Origin of the sequence: Streptomyces sp. NPDC096048 (assembly GCF_044763415.1) — a bacterium.
GTDB lineage: Bacteria > Actinomycetota > Actinomycetes > Streptomycetales > Streptomycetaceae > Streptomyces.
On the sequence record NZ_JBIWGG010000006.1, the window covers coordinates 222,758 to 239,921 of the forward strand.

14 protein-coding genes and 1 tRNA gene are annotated in these 17,164 nt (G+C 71.5%); 6 read left to right on the top strand and 9 right to left on the bottom strand.

What is annotated here, in order from left to right; all coding sequences use genetic code 11:
* Window positions 1-283: 283 nt before the first annotated feature.
* Window positions 284-769, top strand: a complete 486-nt coding sequence (locus ACIQ6R_RS18235; RefSeq protein WP_404175627.1) for a GNAT family N-acetyltransferase — start codon at window positions 284-286, stop codon at window positions 767-769.
* A gap of 82 nt (window positions 770-851) precedes the next feature.
* On the opposite strand, the gene ACIQ6R_RS18240 is transcribed toward ACIQ6R_RS18235, so the two are convergent.
* The 8 genes from ACIQ6R_RS18240 to galU form a co-directional block, all read right to left on the bottom strand.
* Window positions 852-2,525 (bottom strand): hypothetical protein, encoded by a 1,674-nt coding sequence (locus tag ACIQ6R_RS18240; protein ID WP_404222418.1) that lies wholly within the window; start codon window positions 2,523-2,525, stop codon window positions 852-854.
* Window positions 2,526-2,816: 291 nt separating this feature from the next.
* Window positions 2,817-2,890 (bottom strand) — tRNA-Ala (locus tag ACIQ6R_RS18245).
* A gap of 83 nt (window positions 2,891-2,973) precedes the next feature.
* Window positions 2,974-4,233 carry a gephyrin-like molybdotransferase receptor GlpR gene (gene glpR, locus ACIQ6R_RS18250; protein ID WP_404222420.1) on the bottom strand — a complete coding sequence of 420 codons (1,260 nt, stop codon included), beginning with the start codon at window positions 4,231-4,233 and terminating at the stop codon, window positions 2,974-2,976.
* Between the two features lie 183 nt (window positions 4,234-4,416).
* Window positions 4,417-5,025, bottom strand: a complete 609-nt coding sequence (locus ACIQ6R_RS18255) for a GNAT family N-acetyltransferase (protein ID WP_375909785.1) — start codon at window positions 5,023-5,025, stop codon at window positions 4,417-4,419.
* Window positions 5,026-5,048: 23 nt separating this feature from the next.
* A complete protein-coding gene (locus tag ACIQ6R_RS18260) occupies window positions 5,049-5,588 on the bottom strand; it encodes a molybdenum cofactor biosynthesis protein B (RefSeq protein WP_404222422.1) in 540 nt (179 codons plus the stop codon).
* The gene (gene moaC, locus ACIQ6R_RS18265) at window positions 5,585-6,106 is read right to left on the bottom strand and encodes a cyclic pyranopterin monophosphate synthase MoaC (protein WP_404222423.1); all 522 of its coding nucleotides are present in this window, start codon (window positions 6,104-6,106) and stop codon (window positions 5,585-5,587) included. Before moaC ends, ACIQ6R_RS18260 begins: the two co-directional genes overlap by 4 nt.
* Window positions 6,107-6,192: 86 nt before the next feature.
* Window positions 6,193-7,542, bottom strand: coding sequence for a gephyrin-like molybdotransferase Glp (gene glp / locus ACIQ6R_RS18270; RefSeq protein ID WP_404175642.1), 1,350 nt, complete (start codon window positions 7,540-7,542; stop codon window positions 6,193-6,195).
* 5 nt (window positions 7,543-7,547) lie between these two features.
* Window positions 7,548-8,450, bottom strand: a complete 903-nt coding sequence (gene galU, locus ACIQ6R_RS18275) for a UTP--glucose-1-phosphate uridylyltransferase GalU (protein ID WP_404222424.1) — start codon at window positions 8,448-8,450, stop codon at window positions 7,548-7,550.
* A gap of 93 nt (window positions 8,451-8,543) precedes the next feature.
* Here galU and ACIQ6R_RS18280 point away from each other — a divergent pair, with 93 nt between their 5' ends.
* On the top strand, window positions 8,544-9,158 hold the full coding sequence (locus ACIQ6R_RS18280; RefSeq protein ID WP_404222425.1) for a 5-formyltetrahydrofolate cyclo-ligase: 615 nt from the start codon (window positions 8,544-8,546) through the stop codon (window positions 9,156-9,158).
* A 114-nt stretch (window positions 9,159-9,272) separates the two neighbouring features.
* On the opposite strand, the gene ACIQ6R_RS18285 is transcribed toward ACIQ6R_RS18280, so the two are convergent.
* Complete coding sequence (locus tag ACIQ6R_RS18285) at window positions 9,273-12,098, bottom strand: penicillin acylase family protein (protein ID WP_404222426.1); 2,826 nt, start codon at window positions 12,096-12,098, stop codon at window positions 9,273-9,275.
* Between the two features lie 275 nt (window positions 12,099-12,373).
* Between ACIQ6R_RS18285 and ACIQ6R_RS18290 the strand changes: the two genes are divergently transcribed.
* The 4 genes from ACIQ6R_RS18290 to ACIQ6R_RS18305 all read left to right on the top strand — a co-directional run bounded on the left by ACIQ6R_RS18290 (window position 12,374) and on the right by ACIQ6R_RS18305 (window position 16,946).
* Entirely contained in the window at window positions 12,374-13,930 is a 1,557-nt protein-coding gene (locus tag ACIQ6R_RS18290; RefSeq protein ID WP_404222427.1) for a potassium/proton antiporter, read from the top strand.
* Between the two features lie 360 nt (window positions 13,931-14,290).
* Window positions 14,291-15,607, top strand: a complete 1,317-nt coding sequence (locus ACIQ6R_RS18295) for an MFS transporter (protein WP_404222428.1) — start codon at window positions 14,291-14,293, stop codon at window positions 15,605-15,607.
* A gap of 68 nt (window positions 15,608-15,675) precedes the next feature.
* Window positions 15,676-16,011 (top strand): FmdB family zinc ribbon protein, encoded by a 336-nt coding sequence (locus tag ACIQ6R_RS18300; RefSeq protein WP_404175662.1) that lies wholly within the window; start codon window positions 15,676-15,678, stop codon window positions 16,009-16,011.
* Window positions 16,012-16,094: 83 nt separating this feature from the next.
* Window positions 16,095-16,946 carry an S-methyl-5'-thioadenosine phosphorylase gene (locus ACIQ6R_RS18305; RefSeq protein ID WP_404222429.1) on the top strand — a complete coding sequence of 284 codons (852 nt, stop codon included), beginning with the start codon at window positions 16,095-16,097 and terminating at the stop codon, window positions 16,944-16,946.
* Window positions 16,947-17,164: the final 218 nt, after the last annotated feature.

Sequence of the window (17,164 nt, forward strand, 5' to 3'; positions counted from 1 at the left end):
AGGCATGATCGTTTGTCGTTACGGGAGACCGTATATTGAACGATCTTGCTTATGCATGGCACACTCACGGAGTGCGGGCGTCCGGTTGCGAGCCGTAAGCGCCCGCACGCGTAGGGCCCCGTAGCCTCATGGCTACGGGGCCCGCGTCATACCTGGTGAAGGGCCGAACAGAGAGAGAGTGCTTTACACACAATGACCGAGGTCACGGTGAGCACCAGGGCACGATACCGGCACACTGGACGATGTCCCGCTCCGGATGACGCATTAATATACGGTAGGTAGCATGAAGATACGCCGGGTCCCCTTCGACCACCCCGACGCCGTGAAGCTCAACGACGAGGTCCAGGCGGAGTACGACGTCCGTTACGGCGACGGCGGCGACGCCACACACCTGGACCCGTCGGACTTCGCGCCGCCGAACGGCCTCTACCTGATCGCGTACGACGAGGACGACGTCCCGGTCGCCTCGGGCGGCTGGCGCAGCCAGGAGACCAACGACGAGGGTTACCTCGACGGGGACGCCGAGCTCAAGCGGATGTTCGTGATCGAGCAGATGCGCGGCCGCGGGCTGGCCCGCCGCATCCTGGCCGCCCTGGAGGAGGACGCCCGTGCGGCGGGCCGGACCCGCATGGTGCTGGAGACCGGCACCAAGCAGCCGGAGGCCGTGGCCCTGTACACCTCCAGCGGCTACGAACCGTGCGGGAAGTTCGGCTTCTACCGCTTCCACGAGGACAGCCTCTGCTACGCGAAGGCTCTCCAGGTTCCGTAGCGCCTGATCATCAGGCCCTCGTCGGGCCTGATGATCAGACCTGTCGTCACACCTGTCGCCCGGCCTGACGACGGACCTCTCGTCAGACCGTGTCTACTGCCCCGCGGCGGCGGGAGACGGCGAACAGCACGCCGCCCGCGGCGAGCGCCAGCACCGCGCCGGCCGAGACGAGCAGAGCCGTGGAGCCGGTGGCGGCCAGCAGGCCGCCCTGGCCGTCCTGACCGCCCTGCGGCGACTGGCCGCCGGTCGTGCCACCGGTGGCACCGCCCGTGCCGGCGCCACCGGTGCCGCCGGTGGCGCCCCCGGTGGAGGCCGAGCCGCCGGTCGTGCCGGAGCCGCCCGTGGCGCCGCCGTCGGTACCGCCCGTGGCCCCGCCGGTGTCGCCCGGCGTCTCCTCGTCGCCGGTGCCGTTCAGCACGATCCATCCGGCGTCGTTGGACGGGTCGCCCTCCCACGGGTTGTCCCACTCCGGAAGGGCGATCTTGCCCTTGGCGCCCTCGACGACCTCGTCGATGCGCAGCTGGAAGGCGAAGGTGCGCCGGTCGTCCTCCAGGAAGGGGGTGTCGGCGAAGCAGAGGTACTCGGAGGTGGCCTCGCCGTTCATGGGACGGCAGGGGCTGTCCACGACGCTCGCGCCCTCGGGGATCCGCACGCTGAAGCCCAGCGGCTCACCGCCCGAACGCAGCGCTCCGATCCAGGCGGGTCCGTGGTTGCTCAGGGCGATGTCGACCGTGACGGTCTCGCCCTGCTCGCCGTCGACGCGCGCACCGGTGAGGTCGAGGTCGTAGCTGTTCCGCGTGGGCAGGTCGATCTCGGCGTACTTCGTGTAGTCGCCGTTCTGGCCGCCCTTGACCGGCTTCAGGGTGAGCGTCTCGCCGGATCCCTGCCGGTAGTCGGCGCCGTCCCGCAGCGCACCGGCCTCCTCGGCGCCGACCGCGTCGAAGCCGTAGTGGAAGATGTCGCCGAGCGCGAAGTCCGCGGTCCTCACCCGGACCGGCTCGCTCAGTTCGTAGGCCGCGCCCGGCAGGAACTCGCCCTCGAAGGTGCACAGGGCGACCTTCTGATAGCGGATCAGGTCGTCCTTGTTCTCCTCGGCGTACGAGCAGTTGTCGTACGAGTCGGGGAAGGACAGGCCGCGCGAGCCGCCGAAGCGCAGCACCACGCCGTCGGCCGGCATGCTGCCGACGTTGCGGAAGCCGAGGGGGGCGCGGTAGGTGTCACCGGCCTCGAAGTCGCCGGGTTCGGCCGGGAGCTTCTTCTTCAGCAGTTCCGGTCCGCCGACCAGGACGTCGACGGTGTGCTCGTTGAACTCCAGGCCCTCGCCCTCGCCCGTCACCTCGATTCGGCCGAAGTCCCCGGCCTCGGCGCCGTCCTTCAGGTCGAGGCGGATGCTCCAGCTCGGGTTGTAGGAGTCGCCGGGGTACAGGCTGCTCGCGTCGCAGACGGCCGTCAGTCCGTCCACGTCGCAGGACGAGGGCAGGCCGACCTCGGCGAAGCCCTTGAGCGCGGTGGCGTCGATGGTGACGCTGTAGCCGTTGTTCGGGACCGGCTCCGGATCCGTGTCGCTGTCCGGGTCGTACGCTCCGGGCCCGGTGATTCCCAGCCGGACCTGCGGCTCGCCCGGCTCGCCCTCGGCCCCGTCCAGCGCCAGGTCCACCTTGTCCGGACCGGTGATGGTGACGGGCAGCGGCGCCTGGCCGTCCTCCGCCTGCGCGACTCCGGCCAGGCCCAGCGCGGCGAGTCCCGCAGCGGCCACTGCGGCCACTGCCGCGCGAGCCCACGGCGCGCGCGGGGAGCTACGTCTCATGTTCTCTTCCGTTCCCCAGACGACAAGACGGCGCCACTGCGGTGACGCCGCTCACAGGTGACCCACTGGTAACGGTGAAGGTTGCACGATGCCCGATCACGGATCTGTCTCGGCCTTACGGGCCACGGGCCACGGGCCACGGACCGCCAGGGCCGTAGGGGAGCGGCTACGGGTGCGCCCCGGAAACGACGAAGGTCCCGTCCGATCGTGATGATCGGACGGGACCTTCGCCAATGTGCGTGGACCTGTGGGGATTTGAACCCCAGACCCCCTCGATGCGAACGAGGTGCGCTACCAGACTGCGCCACAGGCCCTTGCAACGAGTGAAACTTTAGCACCCCGACCGGCCTGCTCAAAAATCGCTTCCGCCCGACGAGCAGGCGGTCCGGGCGGGAGGCTACTCGTTGGCCGCGCGGGGGCGGTCCCCGTCCTCGTACTGGTCGAAGAGCGGGGTCCGGCCCCGTTCCCTGGACCGGCGGGCGGACGCGGCGCGGCGGGCGTCACTGCGGCCCGGGGTCTCCGACCGGTCCTCGGTGTCGGCCGCCGGGTGGTCCGGCCCGGGGTCGGCCGCCACGTCCTCCTGGTCGGCGACGGCGCTGGAGCGGGCCGAGCTCCAGGCGTCCGGCGCCGCGAGGTCCACGTCGGGCGTGGCACGGGGGGCGACCGGCGCGGTCACGTAGGTGGGCAGCGGTACGGGCACCGGGTCCCAGCTGTCGCCGTGCGGTCGCCGCTGCCGTTCGCGCTGCTGGTCGACCCACTCGGCGTGGTCGGTCTGCTCCACCAGCGCGCGCCGGTCCGCGGCGAGCGCCGACAGGCCGGAGTCGGGCTCCTCCTCGGGTCCGTCGTCCGGCTCCTCGGAGTCGGGGTCACCGACGGGGCCGGCCGGGTCGGCGGACATGCGCCGGCGCGGCCGACGGTCGCCGTCGCGCAGCCGCTGCGCGGCGACCTCCGCCTGGCGGCGGTCCATGTGGAAGGCGAACCGGTGGCGTTCCTGCGAACGCAGATAGGCGATATAGGCGCTGAGCAGCACGGCGGGCACCCCGGGTGCCCACAGGAAGGCGAGCCCGCCGACGGCCGCGACGACCGAGCCGAGCGTGAAGGCCAGGAACAGCATCACCGTCGTACGCCGGCGGCGCGCGAGCACCTTGGTGCGCCGGGCGCGGGCCGCGGCCGCCGGTGAGACGGGGGCGCGCCGGGCCTGCGGCACACGCTTGCGCGCCGCTGCCGCACCGGTTCCTGCTCCAGCTCCGGCTCCGGCTCCGGAGGACTGTCCGGGTCTGGGGCCGTGCGGGCGTCCGCCGGTCTCCTGGCGCGCCGGTTCGGGCTGCTCCGCGGGCTGGACCGCGGGCTGCTGCCGTGCGTCGGGCCGTGGGTGCCGCTGCGTTCTGGACACGGCGAAGGCCCGGACGTCCACCGAGTCGGTGGCGGCGTCCGGGGCGTCGGCGTCGGGCTCCGCTTCGTCGGCGGAGCGCGACCGCAGGTCCTTGGCGTACCGGCGCTCCATGCCCGCCCGTCCGGACAGCAGCCGGATGGCGGTGCTGAAGCGTTCCGTCGGACGGGCCTCGTTCAGCTCGTCCTGCCTACGGAGCCACATCGGCACCAAGTAGGCGGCCCAGGCCCCGACGATGACTGCGTAGATGAGGCCGCTGCTGCTCACGCCTCACACGGTAGAGGGGTTTGCTTGGGGCCATCCGCCAATTGAGCCGGTGTGTCGCACGATCTGGCTGATATTTCGAACTTTTTTTGTGATCGATGCGATCAGCTGACTACCAGGGTCGCGAAATTATCCGATTCGGACGGTCGCACTCGGGCGCCGCACGCATCATTTTCGAACGTTTATTCAATTACCGGTCTTCCGCGTACTCCGGTCCCGTGACCGGTGCCAGCGCCGCAGCAGCCCCTCCGGGACCTCTTCCGCGGTGAGCGCGAAGACGAGATGGTCGCGCCAGGCTCCGTCGATGTGGAGATAACGCGGCCGGAGGCCCTCCTCGCGGAATCCGAGTTTCTCCACGACCCGGCGGCTGGGTGCGTTCTCGGGGCGAATGCAGACCTCGACACGGTGCAGCCCGACGGTGCGGAAACAGTGGTCCGTCACCATCGCCACGGCGGTCGGCATCACCCCGCGGCCGGCCACCGACTCGTCCACCCAGTAGCCGACGTGTCCGGAGCACATCGATCCCCAGGTGATGCCGGCCACCGTCAACTGCCCGACCAGCCGCCCCTGGTACTCGATGACGAACGGCAGCATCCTGCCCGCGTGGGCCTCGGACCTGAGGTGCCGCACCATCTGCCGGTAGGTGGGCCGGTGCGTGAGCGGGCCGCCGGGCGTCGGCGGCGGGATCGTCGCCTCCCACGGTCGCAGCCAGTCGCGGTTGCGCCGGTTGACCTCCCGCCAGGCCCGCTGGTCGCGCAGCCTTATCGGCCTGAGGACGATGTCGCCGTCCACCAGCTCCGCGGGCCAGGATGGGCTGTTCAGTTCGCACCCCCACCACTGGCGGGCCCGGGGTGGTCGCCGCCGCGGAGCTGGTCCACGGCGTGCGTCAGCAGCGGCTCCAGCACGGCGAGACCGTCCTTGACCCCGCCGGAGGAACCCGGCAGGTTGACGATCAGCGTGCCGCCCGCCACTCCGGCCAGGCCCCGGGAGAGCACCGCGGTCGGCACCTTGTCCCGGCCGTACGCCCGGACGGCCTCCGCGATGCCGGGGACCTCGTGGTCGATGACCGCCCGCGTCGCCTCGGGGGTGCGGTCGGTGGGCGAGATGCCGGTGCCGCCGGTGGTGACGATCACGTCGTAGCCCGCCTCGGCGCCCGCTCGCAGGGCGGCCTCGACGGGGTCGCCGTCCGGGACGACCTGGGGGCCGTCCACGGCGAAGCCGAAGCGGCGCAGGCCCTCGGCGATCAGCGGGCCGCCCTTGTCCTCGTAGACCCCGGCGGCGGCCCGGTTGGAGGCGGTGACCACGAGGGCGCTGTACGGCGCGAGAAGGGCACCCCCGATCGGTCCGTCCAGTGTCATGCCCGGCTCCAGTCGCCCGACTTGCCGCCCGTCTTCTCCTCCACGCGCACGTCCGTGATGACCGCTCCCTTGTCGACCGCCTTGACCATGTCGATCACGGTGAGCGCGGCGACGGAGACCGCGGTGAGCGCCTCCATCTCGACACCCGTGCGATCCGTCGTGCGCACCGTGGCGGTGATCTCCACGGCGTCGTCCGCGACCGACAGGTCCAGTTTCACACCGGAGACCGACAACGGGTGGCACAAGGGGATCAGGTCCGGGGTGCGTTTGGCGCCCATGATGCCCGCGATGCGTGCGGTGGCGAGGGCGTCGCCCTTGGGAACCCCCTCGCCGCGCAGCAGCTCTACCACTCGGGGCGTGACGAGGACGCGTCCGCTCGCGCGCGCGGTGCGTGCGGTCACTTCCTTGGCGGACACGTCGACCATCCGGGCGGCGCCCGCCTCGTCGATGTGCGTCAGCCGGTCCTGCGGGCCGTGCGCGTCCTGGCCGTGGTGCGGGGGTCGGTCCTGCGTACTCATGCTCGTGTGGCGCTCCCGGTCCGGGCCCGGCGCGGTGCGGCGCGTGGGCCTGCTGTGCGCGACACGGTACCGCCAAGCGGGCGGGCTCAGCCGAGCAGGACCACCTCGACGTCGGCGCCGGGCTCGACGGACTCGGTGTCCTCAGGGACGACGATCAGCGCGTCGGCGTGCGCGAGGGCGGCCACGAGGTGGGAGCCCGAGCCGCCGACCGGGGTGACCGAGCCGTCGGCGTAGCTGCCGCGCAGGAACTGCCGGCGCCCCTTCGGCGAGGTCAGTGCCTTCTCCGCGGCCAGGGACGCGGTGGCCGTCGGGCGGTGGACGTCGGTGAGGCCCATGAGGGTGCGGATCGCGGGGCGGACGAACAGCTCGAAGGAGACGTACGACGACACCGGGTTGCCGGGCAGGGCGAGCAGCGGGGTGTGGTCGGGGCCGATGGAGCCGAAGCCCTGGGGCTTGCCGGGCTGCATGGCGAGCTTGCGGAAGTCCACGCCGCTGCCCGGCTCGTCCTCGTCGGCGACGTGCGCCAGCGCCTCCTTGACCACGTCGTACGCTCCGACGCTCACCCCGCCGGTGGTGACCATCAGGTCGGCGCGGACCAGCTGGTCCTCGATGGTGGACCGCAGGGTCTCGGCGTCGTCGGCGACGGCGCCCACGCGGTACGCGATGGCGCCGGCGTCGCGGGCGGCCGCGGTGAGGGCGAAGCTGTTGGAGTCGTAGATCTGACCGTGGGCCAGTTCCTCGTCGGGCTGGACGAGTTCGCTGCCGGTGGAGAGCACCACCACGCGGGGGCGCGGGCGGACGCGGACCCTGCCCCGGCCGATCGCGGCGAGCAGCGCGATCTGCGGCGGGCCGAGGACCGTGCCGGCCTCCAGGGCGCGGTCGCCGGACCTGACGTCGCTGCCCTTCGCGCGGACGTGCGCGCGCGCCTCGGCCGGGCGGTACACGTGGACCTGGCCCTCGGCGCCCTCGGGGGCGAGGCTGCGGGCGCGCATTCCGGCCACCGGGCCCTCACCGAGCCCGCCGTCGGTCCACTCGACGGGGACGACGGTCTCGGCGCCGGGCGGGAGCGGGGCGCCCGTCATGATGCGGGCGGCCTGGCCGGGGCCCACGGACAGCGGGTCGGCCCGGCCGGCGGCGACGTCCCCGACGACCACCAGGGCGGCGGGGAACTCCTCGCTCGCGCCCGCGACATCGGCGACCCGCACCGCGTACCCGTCCATGGAGCTGTTGTCGAACGGGGGCAGGGAGAGCGGCACCGTGATGTCGTCGACCAGGACGCAGCCCTGGGCGTCGAGCAGGTTCAGCTCGATGGGTTCCAGGGGGCGGACGGTGGCGAGGATGTCGTCCAGGTGGTCCTGCACCGACCACAGCCGGTCCGGACCGAAGTCCGCGGGGGCGTGGTCGTGGCCGGTGTCACGGTGCGCTGCGCTGCTCAACGTCCCTACATCTCCTCGGCTACGTAACTGCGAAGCCAGGTCCGGAAGTCCGGGCCCAGGTCTTCACGTTCGCACGCGAGTCTGACAATGGCACGCAGATAGTCGCCGCGGTCACCGGTGTCATAGCGGCGGCCCTTGAAGACGACGCCGTGCACCGGGCCGCCGACCTTTTCGTCCTCGGCGAGCTGCTGGAGGGCGTCGGTCAGCTGGATCTCGCCGCCGCGGCCGGGTTCGGTCTTGCGGAGTATGTCGAAGATGTGCGGGTCGAGCACGTAGCGGCCGATGATGGCGTAGTTGGAGGGCGCGTCGGCCGGGTCGGGCTTCTCGACCAGTCCGGCGACCTTGACGACGTCGCCGTCCTCGGTGCTCTCCACGGCCGCGCAGCCGTAGAGGTGGATCTGCTCGGGCGCGACCTCCATGAGGGCGATGACGCTGCCGCCGTGCTGCTCCTGGACCTCGATCATGCGCTGCAGCAGCGGGTCGCGCGGGTCGATCAGGTCGTCGCCGAGCAGGACCGCGAAGGGCTCGTTGCCGACGTGCGGGGCGGCGCACAGGACGGCGTGGCCGAGGCCCTTGGGGTCGCCCTGGCGGACGTAGTGGATCATGGCGAGGTCGCTGGACTCCTGGACCTTGGCCAGCCGGCTCGCGTCCCCCTTCTTCTGGAGGGCGGACTCCAGTTCGTAGTTGCGGTCGAAGTGGTCCTCCAGGGGGCGCTTGTTGCGGCCCGTGACCATGAGGACGTCGCCGAGGCCCGCGGTCACGGCCTCTTCGACCACGTACTGGATCGCCGGCTTGTCGACAACCGGCAGCATCTCCTTGGGAGTGGCTTTGGTGGCCGGCAGGAACCGGGTACCGAGCCCGGCTGCGGGGATGACAGCCTTGCTGATCCTGGGGTGGGACTGAGTCATGCGCGCCACCATATCCGGTGCCAATAGGGAGAATCTGTGACTCCGGATGACTGGCGCTCATATGAGCGCATTAGAGCGGTACGGGAGCGACCTTTGAGTCACATCGGACCTACTGCCCAACCTGACAAGCGGACGTTGCGGCGGGAGTTCCTCGCGGTGAGGAACGGGCTGACGGCGGATGACGTGCGGGAAGCCGCGGAGTCGCTGGCCGCACGGGCGCTCGCGATGCCGGAGGTGGCGCAGGCGCACGCGGTGGCGGCATACGTCTCCGTGGGCGCCGAACCGGGCACCCTCGCGCTCCTGGACGCGCTGCGCGCGCGGGGGCTGCGCGTCCTGCTGCCGGCGCTGCTGCCGGACAACGACCTGGACTGGGGCGAGTACGCCGGGCCGGACTCCCTGACGCTCGTGCGGCACGGCGGGCGGATGGCCCTGTCCGAGCCCGCCGGCGAGCGCCTGGGGCCGGACGCGGTGACGGAGGCCGACGTCGTACTGCTGCCGGGCCTGGCGGTCGACGGGCGCGGCATGCGGCTGGGGCGCGGCGGCGGGTCGTACGACCGGGTCCTGGCGCGGCTGGACCGGGCTGGCGCGCGTCCCGCGCTGCTGGTGCTGCTGTACGACTCCGAGGTCGTCGCGCACGTCCCCGCCGAGCCCCACGACCGGCCGGTGGACGCGGTGGTGACGCCGTCGGGGGTGCGCAGGTTCACGTGAACGCGAAAGCGGCCCCCACGCGCGCGGGGGCCGCCTTGCGTCAGCCGGTGGCTACGGTTCCAGCACCGGTGGCTACGGCTTGAGCACCAGTGGCTACGGCTTGAGCACCAGTGGCTACGGTTTGAGCACCAGTGTGTCGCTCGTACTCGCGTCGACCGCCTTCTTCGAGAAGGCCCACGGCAGCAGCTCTCCGTCCGCCCACTTGTCCGTCTGGTCCGTGTAGTGGGCGCTGTAGGCGTGTCCGGAGGCGCCGGTGAGGTTGATCCACCGCGACTTGTCGAGGTCGCCGAGGTTGACCACCATCCGCATGGACGGCACCCACACCACCCCGTAGCCGCCGGCCGCGTTCCACCCGGAGGCGTTGACCGCCGCCTCGCCGCCGCTGAGCTTCCAGGGGCCGCGGTTGAGGGCGTACTTCAGGAAGCCGGGGCCCTCGGTGCCCAGGGTCTGGTTCTTCAGGAACAGGCGGTGCAGGCGGCCCCAGTTCCAGGTGTCGATGTCCTTGCCGAGCTTGGCGGTCAGCTCCCAGCGGGCGTCGATCATGGCGCGCTTGAAGAGGTCGTCGCGGTTGTGGTCGGCGCCCTTGCGGGTGCCGTTGGCCGGCGTCGTCCACCAGTCGCTCTTCGGCTTCTCCATCAGCTGGCGCACGACCTCGAACCAGCGGTCGCCGCCGTCCGGCTGCGCCTGGTCGGCGTCGCGCCGGCCGCACTCGCGGACCTTGTTGGTCTCGTCCGCGGGGCCGGTGGTGTTGACCGGGTCGACCCACAGGCACTGGCCCTCGACCCGCAGCTCCTTGGGCAGCTTGTTGCCGAAGGCGAGCTTGAGGAGGTTGCGCCACACGGCGTTGAAGTAGGCGGCGGCCGCCGAGTCGGCGTCCTGGGTGTAGTCCCAGCCCTCCAGCAGCTTCTGCGCCTCGCGGACGTCCTTGTCCTCGACGTCGATCTTCAGCAGCTGGGGGACGAGCAGCTTGGCCATCTCGCTGCTGTTGTCCAGCTGCATCTGGCGCATGTCGTCGGTGGAGATCTTGCCGCCGTCCTTGATCTTCTGCTCGATCAGGGAGGTGATCCGCTGGCTGCGGGTGCCGTAGCCCCAGTCCGTGGTCAGCGTGTACGGGTACTCGTCCGCGTCGACGACGGCCTGGTTGGCGGTCACGATGTAGCCGCGTTCCGGGTCGTACTCGTACGGCAGCTCGTCCGGGTCGATGTACTCGCCGGTCCAGCGGTACTTGGAGGTCCAGCCCGGTGCCGGGACCGAGCCGTCGTGGTCCTCGGCGCGCACCGGGATCTTGCCGGGCAGCGTGTAACCGATGTGGTCCTCGTCGGCGTAGACGAGGTTCTGCGAGGGCACGTCGAACAGGGCGGCGGCCTCGCGGAAGGAGTTCCAGTCCTTCGCCCGGTCCATCGCGAAGACGGCGTCCATGGTGGTGCCGGCGTCCAGCGCGGTCCAGCGCAGCGCGACGCCGTAGCCGTCGCCGCGGTCGGGGGCGGCGGTGTCGACGGTGGCCTTCTTGCCGACCTTCACCAGCTCGTCGTCGCGGTCGGAGAGCAGGGGGCCGTTGTTGGTCTCGCGGACGACGATCTTCTTGGACTCGCCGCCGGCGACCTTGATGGTCTCCTCGCGCGTCTCGAAGGGGACCACCTTGCCGTCGTACTGGTAGCCGCTGCCGGTGATCTTCTCCAGGTAGAGGTCGGTGACGTCGACGCCGGAGTTGGTCAGGCCCCAGGCGATGTCCTGGTTGTGGCCGACGACCACGCCGGGCATGCCCGCGAAGGTGTAACCGGCGACGTCGTACTGGCACTTCGCGGAGACGCTGCGGCAGTGCAGGCCCATCTGGTACCAGACGGACGGCAGCGACGGCGACAGGTGCGGGTCGTTGGCCAGCAGCGGCTTGCCGGTGATGGTGTGCTCGCCGGAGACGACCCAGGAGTTGGAGCCGATGCCGTTGCCGTTCACGCCGACGGCGGTGGGCAGGTCGTCCAGGACGCTCTGGAGGCCGGCCAGTTGGCCCTGCAAGGCGCTGCCGGTTCCGGTTCCGGTGCCGGCACCGATGCCATTGCCGGTGCCCGACCCGGTGCCGGTGCCCGTACCCGTCCCGGTGCCCGTGCCCGTGCCCGTACCGGACGAGGAGTCGTCACCGCCGCCGGACGAGCCGCCGCCGTCGAACGTCTCGGTGAGCTCGCCGTACTGGCCCTCCTGGACGATCGCCTTGTTCCGGTCGTACGGGTACGCCGGATACAGGTCCGCGATCTGCTTGGGACCGAGGCGGCTGGTCATCAGGGCGCGGTCGACCTCGTCCTGCATGTTGCCGCGCAGGTCCCAGGCCATGGCCTTCAGCCAGGCCACCGAGTCGACCGGCGTCCACTCCTGGGGCTTGTAGTCGTTGGTGAAGCCGAGGGCGGCGTACTCCAGGGAGATGTCCTCGCCGTCCTTGCCCTCCAGGTAGGAGTTGACGCCCTTGGCGTACGCCTGGAGGTACTTCTTGGTGGAGTCCGACAGCTTCTCGTCGTACTCCTTCTTCGCCACCCGGTGCCAGCCCAGGGTGCGCAGGAACTCGTCGTTGTCGACCTGGCTCTTGCCGAACATCTCCGACAGGCGCCCGGAGGTCATGTGGCGGCGTACGTCCATCTCGTAGAACCGGTCCTGCGCCTGGACGTAGCCCTGCGCCATGAACAGGTCCTCGTCGGAGGAGGCGTAGATCTGCGGGATGCCGTAGCCGTCGCGCTTGACGTCCACCGGCCCCGACAGGCCCTCCAGCGTGATCGAGCCCTTGGTCTGCGGGAAGGACGCGCGGACGGTGCTGATGGACCAGTACGCCCCGTAGGCGAGGCCGCCGATGATGGCCAGGACCAGCACGAGGACGAGCAGGCGCGCCTTGCGCCCCTTCTTCCTGCCGGACTTGCCGGGCTGCTGACCCGTGGAGGCGGTGTTGGTGGGGGGCATCGCTGTCCTTGCTGTCCTAACACGAGCGGCAGGGGCGGGCTGTGCTTTGTACTGAACGCTGGAGCAACTGTAGGCGCAGGGCCCACGCCCCCTTGACGCGGAGTCGGGTACCGGCACGTACGGGCGTTCGATCTTGCCAAGTCGAGCGTCAAGAAATCGTCAAGAGTTAGGTAAGGTAACGAAGTAGTTGTCCGCAGAGCACGCGGTCTCGTGTGCCATGGGGGTGTGCTTTCGCGCACCGCGCGGAAGCACTGGTCCGTGCTGTGATCCGCACCGTGGCCCGTGTCGCGATCCGTGCTGTGCGCCAGGGAAGGGAACGGCCGCTGACTGTCCACCACCTCAACCAGCTCCTGCTCGTCTGCTCGCTCGTCCTGCTCATCGCCGTGGCGGCGGTCCGGATCTCCTCGCGCAGCGGGCTCCCCAGCCTGCTCGTCTACCTGGCGATCGGCGTCGCCATGGGCCAGGACGGCATCGGCGACATCCAGTTCGACGACGCCGAACTGGTCCAGGTCATCGGGTACGCCGCCCTGGTCGTGATCCTGGCCGAGGGCGGTCTCGGCACGAAGTGGACGGAGGCGAAACCGGCCCTGCCGGCCGCCTCCGCACTGGCGCTGGCCGGGGTCGCGGTGAGCGTCGGCGTGACCGCGGCGGGAGCGCACTACCTGACCGGGCTGGAGTGGCGGCAGGCGCTGATCGTCGGGGCGGTGGTGTCCTCCACGGACGCGGCGGCCGTCTTCTCGGTGCTGCGCCGGATCCCGCTGCCCTCGCGGGTGACGGGCATCCTGGAGGCCGAGTCGGGCTTCAACGACGCCCCGGTGGTCATCCTGGTGGTCGCCTTCTCCACGGCCGGCCCGATCGAGCACTGGTACGTACTGCTGGGCGAGATCGCCCTGGAGCTGACCATCGGCGCGGCCATCGGACTCGCGGTCGGCTGGCTGGGGTCGCTGGGGCTGAGGCACGTGGCGCTGCCCGCGTCCGGCCTCTACCCCATCGCCGTCATGTCGATCGCCGTCGCGGCCTACGCGGCCGGCGCCATGGCCCACGGCAGCGGCTTCCTGGCCGTCTACCTCGCCTCGATGGTCATGGGCAACGCCCGGCTGCCGCACTGGCCCGCCACCCGCGGGTTCGCCGACGGGCTCGGCTGGCTCGCCCAGATCGGCATGTTCGTCCTGCTCGGCCTGCTGGTCACCCCGCACGAGCTGGGCGACGACATCCTGCCCGCCCTGGTCATCGGACTGGTGCTCACCATGGTGGCGCGCCCGCTGAGCGTCGTCCTGTGCCTGGTGCCGTTCCGGGTGCCGTGGCAGGAACAGGCCCTGATGTCCTGGGCCGGGCTGCGCGGCGCGGTGCCCATCGTGCTGGCGACGATTCCCATGGTGGAGGGCGTCGTGGGCAGCCGCCGGATCTTCAACATCGTCTTCGTCCTGGTGGTCGTGTACACCCTGGTCCAGGGACCGACCCTGCCGTGGCTGGCCCGCAAGCTGCACCTCGGTACGGGGGACGAGGCCGCCGACCTCGGCATCGAGTCGGCTCCGCTGGAGCGGCTGCGCGGGCACCTGCTGTCCGTCACCGTCCCAGAGGGATCCAAGATGCACGGCGTCGAGGTCAGCGAGTTGCGGCTGCCGGCCGGGTCCGCCGTCACACTGATCGTCCGCGACGGGAAGTCGTTCGTACCGCTGCCCACGACGGGACTGCGGCGCGGGGACGAACTCCTCGTGGTCGCCACCGACCCCGTCCGGGACGCCGCCGAGGCGCGGCTGCGCGCGGTCGGCCACGGCGGCAAGCTGGCGGGTTGGCTGGGCACCGGGGACGCGCGCGGCAACCACAGGTGAGCACGAGAGGCGAGCACGGTGAGCGTGAACGGCGGTCCCGGGCGAACATGAACGGCGATCCCGGGCGAACAAGAGCGGCGATCACAGGTGGACAAGAGCGGCAATCACAGGTGAACAAGAGAGGAGTGCGCGCTTTCACAGGTTGCGCCCGCCTTGATCCCTGTACGATGAAGGCGGCACCTGATCGAACCAACTCTGCCTGACGCAGAGCTGGCGCGACCGTATGGCGGCCGGCACGCCCCCTCCCCAACCGGGCTCCGGCATCTACCGCAGTCCGCGCAAGAGGACAGCTCTCGGCGCTCCCGCACGGCGACAGCCGCGAGGCGGACCGCGCTACCAGGCGGCAGAAAGGCACGGGCCGTGGCATCCACGGTCACCCCGTCGAAGAAGTCGCCGGAGGGGGCGCCGCACAGCGCGCCCGGCTCCGCCCGCCCCGGATACGGACAGCTGCTGCGCACCCGCGGCGCCTGGACGTTCCTGCTTCCCGGCTTCGCGGCACGCCAGCCCTTCGCCATGCTGACGCTCTCCATCGTGCTGCTCGTGCAGCACACCACCGGCTCCTACGGCGTCGCCGGCGCCGTCGCGGCCGTCACCGGCGTCGCCATGGCCGTGTTCGCCCCCTACACCGGACGGCTCGCCGACCGATACGGACAGCGCGCCGTCCTGCTCCCCGGCGTGCTCGTGCACGCCGCGTCCGGTCTGATCCTGACCGCCCTCGCGCTCGCGGACGCGCCCCTGTGGGCGCTGTTCGTGGCGGCCGTGCCCACCGGCGCCTCGGTGCCGCAGGTCGGGCCCATGGTGCGCGCCCGCTGGGGCGTGAAGCTCAAGGGCTCCCCCCTGATGGGCACGGCGGCCGCCTTCGAGTCCGTCACGGACGAGCTGACCTTCGTCCTCGGCCCTCTCATCGCCACCGCCCTGTGCACGGCCGTCGACCCGGCCGCGGGCCTGGTCACGGAGGCGGCGCTCACCCTGGTGGGCGGTCTGCTGTTCGCCGCCCAGAAGAGCACCCAGCCGGCGGTCGGCCGCGCCGACGGCGACCACGCGCGCGCGGAGCACGTTCCGGCGCTGCGCGTCCCCGGGGTGCGGGTCCTGATCGTGGTCTTCCTGGGCATCGGCTCCGTCTTCGGCGGCATGCAGGTCTCGCTGGCCGCGTTCACCGAGTCGATCGGCGAGCCCGGGCTGAACGGCGTCCTGTACGGGATCTTCGCCGCGGGCAACATGCTCTCCGGCCTGGCCTGCGGCGCCATCGCCTGGAAGGTCGCCCCGCAGCGGCGCCTCCTGGTCGGGTACGCCGCCCTCGCACTGACCGCGTCCGGCCTGTGGGCCGCGCACTCGGTGCTCGTGCTGGCCGGCCTCGGCCTGCTCGTCGGCATGTGCATCGCGCCCGCCCTCATCACCGGCTACACGCTGGTCGAGGGGCTGGTCCCGGCCGGCGCCCGCACCGAGGCCTTCACCTGGCTGACCGGCGCCGTGGCACTCGGCCAGGCGGCGGCCGTGACCGTCTCCGGACAGCTGGAGGACCGCTTCTGGGACGGCGCCGGATTCCTGGTGCCGATGGGCGGCACGGTGCTCGCGCTGGCGACGCTGGTGGCGCTGCGGTCGCGGCTGGAGACCCGGCCCCGGGAGCGTACGGTCGCACGTGGCGTCGGTCACCGCGAGCACGCCACAGTGGACTGATCCCGCGGAATACGTCACTATGGATCGTCGTTAGCACTCATCGAGTGAGAGTGCCAGGAGGAAGACAAGTGCCGACGTACCAGTACCAGTGCACCGAGTGCGGCGAGGGCCTCGAGGCGGTGCAGAAGTTCACCGACGACGCCCTCACCGAGTGCCCGAACTGCCAGGGCCGCCTGAAGAAGGTCTTCTCGGCGGTCGGCATCGTCTTCAAGGGCTCCGGCTTCTACCGCAACGACAGCCGCGGCAGCTCGTCCAGCAGCTCGACGGCGTCGAAGTCCTCGGCGTCCTCGACGTCCTCTTCTTCGTCGACGTCCTCGGACTCCGGTTCGTCGTCGGGGTCGTCGTCGAGCTCGGGTTCGTCGTCGAGCTCCGGCAGCTCCTCCTCCAGCACCACCGCCGCGTAAGGCCCACCAGGACTTCTTACGGGACCCTGTCGTCGTCCGACGACAGGGTCCTCGGCGTTTTCCGGGGCGGTTAGGGTGCGAGCATGGCGAACAAGGCGAGCAAGGTGAATGCCGAGATCGGCGTGATCGGCGGCTCCGGTTTCTACTCGTTCCTCGACGACGTGACCGAGGTCGAGGTGGAGACCCCGTACGGTCCGCCCAGCGACTCCCTCTTCCTCGGCGAGGTCGCCGGCCGGCGGGTCGCCTTCCTCCCCCGGCACGGGCGCGGCCACCATCTGCCGCCGCACCGGATCAACTACCGGGCCAACCTGTGGGCGCTGCGCTCGGTCGGCGCGCGCCAGGTCCTCGGCCCGTGCGCGGTCGGCGGCCTGCGCCCCGAGTACGGGCCGGGCACGCTGCTGGTGCCGGACCAGTTCGTCGACCGTACGAAGTCCCGCCCGTCGACGTACTTCGACGGGCTGCCGATGCCCGACGGCACGGTGCCCAACGTGGTGCACGTGTCGCTGGCCGACCCGTACTGCCCCACCGGGCGGGCCGCCGCGCTGAAGGCGGCCCGGGGGCGGGACTGGGAGCCGGTGGACGGCGGCACCCTGGTCGTGGTCGAGGGGCCGCGCTTCGGGACTCGCGCGGAGTCCCTGTGGCACCGGGCACAGGGCTGGTCGGTGGTGGGCATGACCGGCCATCCCGAGGCGGCACTCGCCCGCGAACTGGAGCTCTGCTACACCTCGCTGACCCTCGTCACCGACCTCGACGCCGGTGCGGAAAGCGGCGAGGGCGTCTCGCACGAGGAGGTTCTGCGGGTGTTCGCGGCGAACGTGGACCGGCTGCGGGGCGTCCTGTTCGACGCGGTGGCCGCGCTGCCGGCGACCGGCGAGCGGGACTGCCGGTGCGGGTCGGCGCTGGGCGGGATGGATCCGGGGGTCACGCTGCCGTAGGGCGGTGGTGGGGCCGGGAGGCCCGGGGGCGGGGGCGGGGGCGGGGACGGGGGCTGGGAGGCACACCGGGACCGGAAGGCCGGGAGGGACCGGGAGGCCGGGAGGCCCGGGGAGCGGGAGGCCCGGGGGCCCGGTGGGCCGGAACGCCCCCTTCGGGTGGGGGAGTTATCCACAATCGGCCGGGGACGCACGGGCTCCGGCGGGCGACGGCGAGAAGC